The organism is Butyrivibrio sp. XPD2006 (assembly GCF_000420865.1).
Lineage (GTDB): Bacteria > Bacillota > Clostridia > Lachnospirales > Lachnospiraceae > Butyrivibrio.
Map to the genome: position 1 here is coordinate 29276 of NZ_ATVT01000003.1, position 11739 is coordinate 41014.

9 protein-coding genes are annotated in these 11739 nt (G+C 43.8%); 8 read left to right on the forward strand and 1 reads right to left on the reverse strand.

Annotation, left to right across the window (positions count from 1 at the left end):
• Positions 1–165: 165 nt before the first annotated feature.
• The 6 genes from rplM to G590_RS0104045 all read left to right on the forward strand — a co-directional run bounded on the left by rplM (position 166) and on the right by G590_RS0104045 (position 4560).
• Positions 166–594, forward strand: a complete 429-nt coding sequence (rplM, locus tag G590_RS0104020; protein ID WP_022764386.1) for a 50S ribosomal protein L13 — start codon at positions 166–168, stop codon at positions 592–594.
• 26 nt (positions 595–620) lie between these two features.
• Positions 621–1019 carry a 30S ribosomal protein S9 gene (gene rpsI, locus G590_RS0104025; protein WP_022764387.1) on the forward strand — a complete coding sequence of 133 codons (399 nt, stop codon included), beginning with the start codon at positions 621–623 and terminating at the stop codon, positions 1017–1019.
• Positions 1020–1028: 9 nt separating this feature from the next.
• Positions 1029–2087: an adenosine deaminase gene (locus G590_RS0104030; RefSeq protein ID WP_022764388.1), complete on the forward strand. Its 1059-nt coding sequence runs from the start codon at positions 1029–1031 to the stop codon at positions 2085–2087.
• A 73-nt stretch (positions 2088–2160) separates the two neighbouring features.
• Positions 2161–3090, forward strand: coding sequence for a GNAT family N-acetyltransferase (locus G590_RS20980; protein ID WP_196802467.1), 930 nt, complete (start codon positions 2161–2163; stop codon positions 3088–3090).
• A 146-nt stretch (positions 3091–3236) separates the two neighbouring features.
• Positions 3237–3911, forward strand: a complete 675-nt coding sequence (locus tag G590_RS0104040) for a DUF3800 domain-containing protein (protein ID WP_022764390.1) — start codon at positions 3237–3239, stop codon at positions 3909–3911.
• Positions 3912–4035: 124 nt separating this feature from the next.
• On the forward strand, positions 4036–4560 hold the full coding sequence (locus G590_RS0104045; protein WP_022764391.1) for a cysteine hydrolase family protein: 525 nt from the start codon (positions 4036–4038) through the stop codon (positions 4558–4560).
• A gap of 44 nt (positions 4561–4604) precedes the next feature.
• Here the strand turns inward: G590_RS0104045 and G590_RS0104050 are convergent, their stop codons facing one another.
• On the reverse strand, positions 4605–5444 hold the full coding sequence (locus tag G590_RS0104050) for an AraC family transcriptional regulator (protein WP_022764392.1): 840 nt from the start codon (positions 5442–5444) through the stop codon (positions 4605–4607).
• Positions 5445–5560: 116 nt separating this feature from the next.
• Here G590_RS0104050 and G590_RS0104055 point away from each other — a divergent pair, with 116 nt between their 5' ends.
• Together G590_RS0104055 and G590_RS0104060 are read left to right on the forward strand one after the other, a co-directional pair.
• Positions 5561–8824, forward strand: coding sequence for a tetratricopeptide repeat protein (locus tag G590_RS0104055; protein ID WP_022764393.1), 3264 nt, complete (start codon positions 5561–5563; stop codon positions 8822–8824).
• Positions 8825–8836: 12 nt separating this feature from the next.
• Entirely contained in the window at positions 8837–11518 is a 2682-nt protein-coding gene (locus G590_RS0104060; RefSeq protein ID WP_022764394.1) for a hypothetical protein, read from the forward strand.
• Positions 11519–11739 lie beyond the last annotated feature (221 nt).

Sequence of the window (11739 nt, forward strand, 5' to 3'; positions counted from 1 at the left end):
CTTACTGTGTGACGTAGTATAACTATGTCCTCATTTAAGCTAAGTGGCATATTGATGTCCCGGTAAGCCTCAATATGTTCATATACTGCACAATCAGGTGAAGGGTTGCGCAGAGTAGTAACAAATTTTAAGTAATTGTTCTAATCTGGTAATGGAGGAAACACAATGAAAACATTTATGCCTAGTGCAACTACAGTAGAGAGAAAGTGGTATGTAGTTGATGCTACTGATATGACACTTGGACGTCTTGCTTCTAACGTTGCAAACGTACTTAGAGGTAAGAACAAGCCTATTTACACACCAAACATCGACACAGGTGATTTCGTAATCGTAATCAACGCTGATAAGATCAAAGTTTCTGGTAAGAAGCTTGATCAGAAGATGTACTGGCACCACACAGACTATGTTGGACATCACAAGGAGTTCTCACTTCGTCAGATGCTTGAGACACACCCTGAGAGAGTTGTTGAGCACGCTGTTAAGGGAATGCTTCCTAAGGGATCTCTTGGAAGAGATATGTACAGCAAGCTCCATGTATATGCAGGTGCTGAGCATCCACATGCAGCTCAGAAGCCTGAAGTATTAACATTTTAATCGGGTAGTCGAAAGGAGAATCTAAAATGGCAAAGTCAGCTAATTACTACGGAACAGGTAGAAGAAAAAAGTCAATCGCTAGAGTATACCTTGTATCCGGAAATGGAAATATAACAATCAACAAGAGACCTATCGATGAGTATTTTGGTCTTGAGACTCTTAAGGTTATCGTTCGTCAGCCTCTCGTTGCTACAGAGACATCAGACAAGTTTGATGTTGTTGTAACTGTTAAGGGCGGCGGAACAACTGGCCAGGCCGGTGCAATCAGACACGGCATTTCAAGAGCACTTCTTCAGGCTGATTCAGATGAGTACAGACCTGTTCTTAAGAAGGCTGGATTTCTTACAAGAGATCCTCGTATGAAGGAGAGAAAGAAATACGGTCTCAAGAAGGCTCGTAGAGCTCCTCAGTTCTCAAAGAGATGATCATCTGCTATGGCAGATTTCAGAAGACTCGGTACATTTGTACCGGGTCTTTTTTTATATATGTGTTTACGAGGCATACCTCTTTTGTTACAATACTGCAATACCAAAAAACTCAAAGGGAGGATTGGTGTGGGGAATATTTTTGTAGAAGGCTTAAAAGAAAATAATATAAATAAACTATTATCTGCACCTAAAAGTGACCTCCATAATCACTCGACAAAAGGTTGTAGGCGTGAATGGCTATCTGAACAGCTACATGTTGACATTCCAAAGCCACCACAGCGACTTGATGGCCTGGAAGGTATGCAGGCATGGTTTAGGTCCTCTATAAAGCCCTTTTGTGATGGATATGAGAATATGCTGCTTAGATGGGAGGGCGCTTTTGCTGAAGCCGGGCGAAATAATATAACTCGTCTTGTAATGAATTTTGGTACAGCTGAAGTGGATCAGGTAGGAACGGTAAAGGGGTTTCAAGAGCTTATAGAAGGGTTCCATAAAGCGTATTGTCCTGATAGTATCTTTGAAGCTGAGCTGACCTATCCCTCTTTTGGAAACGTGGAACAAGAGGCAGATGAATTCGATAAATATGCCAGTTCAGGATACTTCAAGGCAATTGATATTTGCGCCGGAGAAAATGTTCAGCCATTTGAAGCTTTTCTCCCACTATACAGGAAAGCTGAGAAGTATCATTTAACTAAGAAGATGCATGTTGGAGAAACGGGTTCAGCTGAAGATGTCAGAAGGGCTGTGGAGATTCTTGGCCTATCAGAGGTGCATCATGGAATTAATGCATCAACATCAAAAGAAACCATGATATTTCTTGCGGATAATCATATAAAGGTTAATGTCTGTCCCAGTAGCAATGTAATGCTGGGATTTGCAAAGGATTATAAAACACATCCAATCAAAATATTGGTGGAGAATGGTGTTAGAGTTACCATAAATACTGATGATCTGCTGATCTTTGACTCGTCAATTGAAAATGAATATCTTAAACTGTATAGGGCGGGTACACTGAGAGCAGAGCAGCTTGAGGAGATAAGACAAACAGGATTAGGAATTCTGTGATAGTATGAAATAACATCTGGGGATAAAGGATTTTAAGTTTATGTTGGCACATAATAAAAGTGGATGGACGCTATTGGAATACTTGAAAGTAAGCGAAGATGATATAGGTGATTTTGATAATGTTACCGGCTCTTTTGCCGTTATATCAGTTAATGGTGAATACCTGATCGGTTTCAATTCCTGGAGGCAGCAATGGGAATTTCCGGCGGGAGGAATAGAACCCGGAGAAACAGCGCGAGAGGCTGCTATTAGAGAGCTATATGAAGAAACTCATCAGCGCCAGACTGATCTCGAGTTTAAAGGGTTATTTAAGATAAAAGATCCGAAGGGAACAATAAAGTATCAGGCAGTGTTTTACGGTACTATGCCGACCCTTGCTCCATTTTCGCATATCGCTGAAGATGAGATGGATAAGATACGCCTATGGGACTTTAAAGAAGATATCGGATATGTAGATGAATGTGATCTAAAGATTGTTGAGCTGGTCACGGGCAACATGAATAATCCGGAAACAAGCTTTACTATCAGACAAAAATCTGCCAGAGATATGCTTTCCCTTTGGAACTATAGTAATTACAGTGAGGCAACTCCCACTGCCCGCTTTTTCTATGATAATATCGAATCGGGAAATGCCATATTCTGGAGTCTGTGTGATGAAGAAAATATCGTCGGAGAACTTTACTCTTTTCTGGAGCTGGAGGATAAAGACTTCGCTGATGGCAAGGATATAGCCTATTTATGTGCATTCCGCGTCAATAAGGAGTATCGCGGCAAAGGATACGGAAGTATGTTGATGAATACAGCATTATCCGATCTGAAGTCAAAGAACTTTTCTTTGGCAACGATAGGTGTGGGTATGGACGAAGAAGGCAACAAAAAAATGTATGATCATATGGGATTTAACAGGAAGATTAAGGAGTGTTTCTTTGATCCCTGCGCAAGAGACAAGGATATGAAGCCTGCTGCGGATGAAGGCTTTATATTAATGTCAAAAGAACTGTAAGCGGATTCAAATGAATGCTGATTCTTGCCATAAGATATAATTGAAACAAAGCCCAATATATGTTATTATAATATTGATCTGAGCGAAAGCTCTTTGGATCACCGTAGGCGGGAAGAATTTCCCGTCATTTTTTTTGGAGTAACAGTATGAAAGAATTAAGTGTATTTATCGATGAATCTGGAGATTTTGGGGAAACGAGAGATATAAGAGATTATTATCTTGTCACTTTTGTTTTTCATGACCAAAATGAAGATATTTCAGAGAATACAAGAAGATTAGAAAATAGTGTAAAAGAATCCGGTTTGGATATTGAATATATTCATACAGGACCTGTCATACGAAAAGAGGGAATATTTGAAAATTATTCATTGGACGAGAGAAGACAATTGCTCTATAAGATGTTCAATTTCGTTATGAAATGCCCAATAGTTTTTTGCACAATAGCCATAAATAGAAAGGAAGCAAACGATAGGGTTCAATTATCAGGAAAACTTGGTAAGGCAATCAATCAGATGCTTTCTGAACATATGGATTTTTTGAAAGTTTTTGACAAGGTTATTGTATATTATGATAATGGCCAGCGAGAGTTGGGATCAATTCTAAATGCTATTTTTTCTATTCAATTATCGAATGTTGAGTTTAGAAAGGCAGAGCCACAAAAGTATCGTTTATTGCAGGCAGCAGATTTCTTGTGCTCTATAGACCTTTTAAGAATCAAAAGAGATGAGAATAGATTAAGCAAAGGTGAAAAACAATTCTTTTATAAACCTAATGAGTTAAAGAAAACATTTATTAAAGGTATTAGTAAAAAGCGGATGTAATGTTGCCACCAACTGCATACAGTAGCCCTGAGCTTTCTACCGTACGCAGCAGGTAAACAGCAACTTATCCTGTAAATGCCCAAAACAAGGCATTTAGGGTAGAAACTAAGCGGAGAAAACAGTTATGAAACTACTTGTCGTAGATGTTCAAAAGGGAATAACAAATGACAGGCTGTATGCCTACGAATCATTTATATCGAACATAACAAGGCTTATAGACGCAGCGAGAAAAAACAATGTGGAAGTAATCTACGTACAGCATGACGATGGCCCGGGATCGGGCTTTTCCACTGCCGATGAGGCGTTTGAGATTGCAGATCAGGTTGCACCTGTGGGGAATGGAAAGGTCTTTTGCAAGACAATTAACAGCTGCTTCGGGAATGCTGATCTTGCTGAATATCTGAAGCAGACAGGTGAAAAAGAGCTGATGATCATTGGACTTCAGACGAACTTCTGCATAGATGCGACAGTAAAATCTGCTTTTGAGAGAGGCTATAAGGTGATCATCCCGGAAGGGACAAACTCCACTTTTGACAATGATTACATGGATGCAGAGACCACCTATAAATACTATAACGAAATGATGTGGCCCGGCAGATTTGCTGAATGTGTATCTATGGAAAAAGCAATTGCTTTATTGGAGGAGTGAGGATAAGCAAAGGCTAAAAGAGTCGAGTTGATCCCGGCGCACAGTCATCCGGAATTCTTTCTGTATTCGTTAGGGGTGATACCTTCTCTTTTCTTAAAAGTATAGCAGAAGGCGCTTTCGTCGATAAAACCGCAGGAAACGGTGATCTCAGAAATGGTCATGTTCGTATTTGAAAGACAATATTTAGCCGCTGACATGCGGGTTGATAAGAGAAACTGGTGTGGAGTCACGCCGGTTTCTTTTTTGTATTTTCTGGTGAAGTGATAGGGCGAGAGACCTGCCATATCAGCCATTTCCTCAAGAGATATCTTTTGGGCGAAATTCTCCGTAAGATAGGCGGTAACCCGCTTTATGCCATCCTCTTTTGCGCTTTGTTCATGAGATGTGCCGGATGACAATTCCAGGAGGAGATTGCCGATCATAATGCTCATCTGAGCCTCGCTTGCTGACAAGTGCTTCTCTGAATTCTCAATCAGTCCTGCAAGAATATCACGGGATGATTTAAAGCTCGAAAGAGCTATGATATTCCCCCTCTCTTTTACAAGATAATCGTAATAGCCCTTTGCAGATTGCCCGTCAAAATGGAGCCACAGAGTTTTACAGCCTGTATTGGTCCTATAGGCGTGAGGCTTGTAGCAGTCAATCAGAACAGCCTCGCCTTTTGCCGCCATATGAAATTTATTGCCGAGCAATATTTCCATGGTTCCGCTCTCTATCAGTATAATTAGATAACTGTCGAACCGGCTTCTTTCAAGGGCGTAACCCGGCAGGTATTCAAAACTTCCCATGACAACAGGGTACAGAAAAAGAGACTTTGCCACAGCAGTTGGCGTATGCAGAAAATACTTGGAATCCCGAGTGATTTTTTCTTCTGTCGAAAGCATTGTATCCTCCAAAGATGAAGAGCAATTTTTTTATATTATAGAGCAAGTTTATCAATTGAGAAAGCGTGAAAATTATCCTATTCTCAAGATGGATCATTCAAATTGAGGAGATGACTATGGATACAGTAAAAATATGGGAAGAGCAGGTTGAGATACCTACATACGACATAGGAGAAGCCGATATAAATCCGATGTTTCTTGAAAAGAGGGTTTATCAGGGCAGCAGTGGCAAGATATATCCGTATCCTGCAATATCCGACATCAGCAGAGAAAAGAAAAACAAGGTCTGGAACGTTGTTTTTCTGGAAAACAGATATCTGAAGATCATGGTGATGCCGGAACTTGGAGGCAGGATTCAGAGAGCACTGGACAAGACAAACGGCTACGACTTTGTCTATTATAACCATGTGATAAAACCCGCTCTCGTGGGACTTACCGGCCCGTGGATCTCCGGGGGCATAGAGTTTAACTGGCCCCAGCATCACAGACCTACGACCTATATGAAGGTTGAGCACAAGATACGCGAAAACACAGACGGATCAAAGAGCCTTCTGCTTGGTGATGTTGACAGGATGTACGGAACCAGAGTCATCACTTCCATAACGCTTCGCCCTGGCAGGGCATATATTGAGATTGAAGGCCAGCTCTACAACAGGACGCCTCTTCCGCAGACATTTCTTTGGTGGGCGAATCCGGCAGTCTCCGTCAATGACAACACCCAGTCGGTTTTCCCGCCGGATGTTCATTCTGTGTATGACCATGGCAAAAGAGCTGTCTCAAGATTTCCCATTGCAACAGGGGAGTACTACAAGCACGACTACAGCGCAGGTGTTGATATATCCAGGTACAGAAACATCCCTGTTCCTACATCGTATATGGCTGAGCACTCGGAATATGATTTTGTTGGCGGATACGACTATGGCAGAGAGGCAGGTCTTTTGCATGTGGCAGATCATCACATATCACCGGGCAAGAAGCAGTGGACCTGGGGATGCGGAGATTTCGGAAAGGCCTGGGACAGAAATCTCACGGATGAAGACGGCCCGTATATTGAGCTGATGACCGGCATGTACTGCGATAATCAGCCGGATTTTGCGTGGCTTGCGCCTTATGAGGAAAAGAAATTCAAGCAGTATTTTATGCCCTACAAAAAGGCAGGCTATATAAAGAATGCGAGCCTTGATGCGGCTGTTAATCTTGAGGTTGCTCAGGAGGGGATAACGGCCTGGGTTTACGCAACCCGGGAGCTTGCTGATGCAAATATAGTCATCACAGACGAGGGAAAAGAAATACTAAACGAGAAGGTAAGGCTTTCACCGGATGATGTTTTTGAAAGAAGTATTGCCAGTGCAGGAGCTGACAGTACAAAGGTCAGGATTGCAGTTTATCATGATGGAAAAGAGCTGGTTGCATATCAGGAAAAGGACTGTGGGATTCCAAAGCTTGCAGAGCCGGCGAAGGCAGCAAAAGCACCAAAGGACATTCTTTCGAATGAAGAGCTGTACCTTACAGGGCTGCACATTGAGCAGTACAGGCATGCCACATATCTTCCGGATGATTATTATCTTGAGGGACTGAAAAGAGATGACGAGGACAGCCGCATTAACAATGCATACGGAATGCTGCTGCTTCGCAGAGGAGAATTTGAAAAGACAGAGGGGTATTTCAGAAAAGCTATAAAGAGGCAGACAATGTTAAATCCGAATCCCTGTGACAGCGATAGCTACTATAACCTTGGACTTAGTCTGTTCTATCGGGAGAAATTCGATGAGGCTTATGACGCCTTTTACAAGGCAACCTGGAGTAATGCACAGCAGGAGATGGCTTTTTACTATCTTGCAGTCATTGAAGCAAGAAGAGGGTGCTTTGAAGATGCGCTGGAGCATGTAAGCAGAGGGCTTATAAAGAACAGCGCAAATACTAAGGCAAGAGGCTTAAAGGCTGTTCTGCTGCTTCTTCTGAAAAGAGAAGAAGAGGCACGCTCTCTTTTGCAGGAAAACCTCCGGATGGACGCATTTGACTTTGTGTCGAGATGTCTTTTGACAGAAACAGATATACCCTTCGGTGAGGAGGCTATAACCGGGGATATTGAAAACTTCCTGCAGACAGCCAGGGACTTTGCTGAGTTCGGCCTTTATGAGAGGGCGATAAAAGCTCTGGATATGTGCAGACAGGGGAGCCCTCTTAAATACTACTACATGGCTTTTTATCTGGATAAACTCGGTGAGACCAAAAAGAGCCGGGAAGCGCTGTCCAAAGCGCAGAATGCATCCTTTAAGTACTGCTTCCCAAACAAACTCGAGGACATACAGGTGCTTGAAAGATGCATCGAGCTGATGCCCGATGGATCAAAGGCCTATTATTACCTGGGATGTCTTTACTATGACAAGCTTGGATATGAGAAGGCTGTAGGACTTTGGGAGAGGTCAAAAGAGCTTGATGACTCTTTCCCGACTTTGCTCAGGAACCTCTCGATAGCATATTATAATAAGTGTGGTGATAAAGACAGTGCAAAGCAATGCATGGAGAGAGCATTTGAGCTTGATCGAAGCGATGCCAGAGTCTTCCTTGAACTGGATCAGCTATACGCAAGGCTTGGAGTTTCGCCGTCGGAGAGACTTGAGAAGTTTTGCAGGAACATAGACCTCATCGAAAAGAGGGATGACCTCTACACAGAGTATGTGACTCTTCTTAACACTTGTGGAAGATATGATGAAGCTCATCAGAAGATAGCTGCCCACAATTTCCGGACCTGGGAAGGGGCTGAGGGCAAGATTACTGCTCAGTTTAAACTATCTCTTTTTATGCTGGCCAAAAATGAACTTGATAACGGCAAACCTCAAAAGGCAGTCTTACTCATTAACGAGGCCTTGTCCTATCCTGATAATCTTGGAGAGGGCCGCCTTGAGGGAACCAGGGACAACAACCTGTACTTCCTGTTGGGGCAGTGCTATAAGTCACTTGGAGATGAAACTCGGGCAAAAGAGTGCTTTGAGAAGGCAACGCTTGGCCGGTCGGAGCCTGCAGGAATGATGTATTACTACGATCAGCCTGCGGACATGATCCTGTTCCAGGGGCTTGGCTTTAGGGAGCTTTCTGATGAAACTGCTGCAAATGCAAGGTTTTACAAGCTTATAGATTACGGCGAGTACCACGTTGATGATAAGTTTAAAATGGATTATTTCGCTGTTTCAATGCCGGATATGTCAGTGTTTGACTCGGATATGGACATTAAAAACCGGGTGCATTGCTACTATCTCATGGGACTTGGGAAAATGGGAACAGGTAACAGAACTGAAGCTGCCAAGTGGTTTGAGAAAGCTCTTTTACTGGACAATAACCATCAGCTTTCTGCATTGTACCTGAAACTGTGTAAGTGATGGAGAAATATCATGAGGGATTTTAGAAGTCTTTCGGGAAAATGGGATGTGCGCCTTTTGGATGGCAGCACATACAGTGCGCTTCTTCCGGGGACACTGGATACAAATAAAATAGGGCATGAGGATAAACTGACGGGTAAGCTCCACCAGGACGAGAACTATGTGGAGAACAAGGCACTTGTGTCGGATGATGTGATTGCTACGAGGCTTACAAGGAACAACACCTACGAGGGAAAGGCTTACTTTTCGCGGAGATGGGAAGGTGATGTGCCTGAGGGGAAAAGACTCTTTCTAAAGGCCGAGAGAGCGAGAGTTTTAAGGCTTTTTGTGGATGGAAAAGAGGTCCGGGCGCAGGCGGGAAGTCTTTCGACTCCGTATGTGTTTGAAGTTACGGATGTGCTTAATGATGGAGCACTTCTGGAGCTGGTCTCGGATAACAGCTATGAGGATCTTCCCCGGAATGACATCGTCTACTCGTCTGCTGCCACGGATGAGACCCAGACTAACTGGAATGGGATCATCGGGGAGTTTGGAACAGAGACTGTCGAGAAGACATTTATTGAAAGTATAAGAGTGTATCCGAGGAAGGATGAAGGCGATGATAAGTGGACTCTGGATGTGAGAGCTGTCGTAGATTCTGAGGATGGCTTTGAGGGGAAGCTTGTTCTTGAGTTTAAAGAGCTGTGCATGACCAGGGAGCTGGATGTTACAGGCGGATCCGGGAAGAGTTTTTTTGAAATCGAGGTAGCCGCTGAAGTGGCAAAGGAACTGCTCTGGGATGAGGAGTGCGGAAAACTGATCCATGTGAGAGCAAGGCTTTTGGAGGATGAGTTTGAGACTGCTTTTGGCATAAGGTCATTTGAAGATATTGCCGGTCATCTGTGTCTTAACGGCCGCAGGATTTTCTTGAGGAGCGAGGCAAACTGCGCGGTATTTCCAGAGACCGGTCATCCGCCAATGGACGTCTCTTCCTGGAAAAAGATAATAAGGACCTACATGGGCTATGGAGTTAACTGTTTAAGATTTCATTCCCACTGTCCTCCGGAAGCTGCTTTCTGCGCAGCTGATGAGCTTGGAATTCTGATGCAGCCGGAGCTCTCACACTGGAACCCGAGGGATGCGTTTTCTGACGAGAAGTCAGCAGCATATTATGAAAAAGAGCTGAGGGAAATCCTTAATGTTTATGCAGACCATCCGTCCTTTGTTATGCTTACCTTCGGCAACGAATTGCAGGCAAAAGAGGATGGAAAAAAGACCGCGGAAAGGCTACTTGAGTTGTGCCATGATACAGATAAAACCAGGCTTTTTGCATTTTCTTCAAATGCTTTTTACGGAGAGCAGGGGGCAGATGCTGAGAGTGATTTCTACACTGCTGCTGGCTTTAAGGACCTGCCTATGAGAGCGACTTTTGCCGGAATGAAGGGGTATCTGAACAATGACTATCCTGACGCAGAGCACGACTACGCAAATACGGTAAAAGAGATCAGGAAGAGCTTCAAAAAGCCGATATTCAGCTTTGAGGTGGGCCAGTATGAGGTTCTGCCTGATTTTGGAGAAATAGAGGATTTCCGTGGCGTTACAAGAGCCGACAACCTTGAACTTATAAAGAAAAATGTCACAGAAAAGGGACTCTCCCATGAGTGGACAAGGCGTGTTGAGGCAACCGGAGAACTGGCGCTTCTTTGCTATCGTGAGGAAGTCGAAGCAGCTCTCAGGACTGAAGAGTACAGCGGAATTTCTCTGTTGGGGCTTCAGGATTTTCCCGGGCAGGGCACAGCTCTTGTCGGAATGCTGAACTCTCATCTTAAGGCAAAACCTTATAATTTTGCTGCGCCGGAGAGGTTTAGGAGGTTCTTTAAAGATGCGCTTCCGCTGGCGTTTCTGGATAAGTACACTTATGTTGATGGCGAAATGTTGAAAGCGGTAGTTAAGCTTGCCAACTATTCTAAGGGAGATATTACAGGAAGGCTTCTCGTAAAGGTGTCAGATGCGGAGAAAGCTCTTTTGACAAAAGAGTATGACGAAGTAACCTGCAGACAGGGAGAGCTTAGTGAGCTCGGAAAAATAGAGATTGAGTTAGAACTCCCTGAACCTAAGAGAAACAGTGAACTTACTCTTAATGTATCCTTTGCAGGATACGATAATTCATACGATATATACGTCTATACGAGGGAGAGCCAAAGCCCTGAGAAACCTGATTCTGTCTATGAATGCAGGGCATTGGATGATAAGGCAAAGGAAGTCCTTAAGGAAGGCGGGATTGTTTTCCTTGCACCGGATTCCACAAGGCAGGCACTTCCTGCATCGATAAAAGCCACTTTTTCCACGGACTTCTGGTCAGTCGGAACCTTCAGCTCTCAGGAAGGAAGCATGGGGCTCCTCATAGATGAGAAGCATCCTTTGTTCAGAAACTTCCCGACGCGGTTTTACCCGGGCTATCAGTGGTTTGTGCAAAGTTCGCAGAGAGCTCTTTTGCTGCCTGAGGGAGTGCGGAGCATAGTTGCTGTGATGGACTGTTATGCGTATCTTAGGAATATGGGAATGCTACTGGAGTATAGATGCAAGAAGGGAAGGATATTTGTTTCATCCATGGGATTGCATAATCTGCTTGAATACCCGGAGTGCAGAGCTCTTTTGACTGCGATATACAGATACCTTGCGTCGGATGAATTTGATCCACAGCAAGAGATGTGAGTCAATGGGTGAGTCAATGGGGACGTTTCAGTTTGACTCAAAATGAGTCAGTGGGGACGGTTCTCTTTGACTCCTATTAGCCCCGCATCTCAGAGATTGTAACACATAAAATCACCGGAGCCAAAGGCTGCCCGGGCACCAAAAAGCGGCGCCAAGCGTACTGTCCTTTGACTCCGGTGTTTTTATGTGTATTAAGGTCATTAAGCGGGGCTGGCATATGG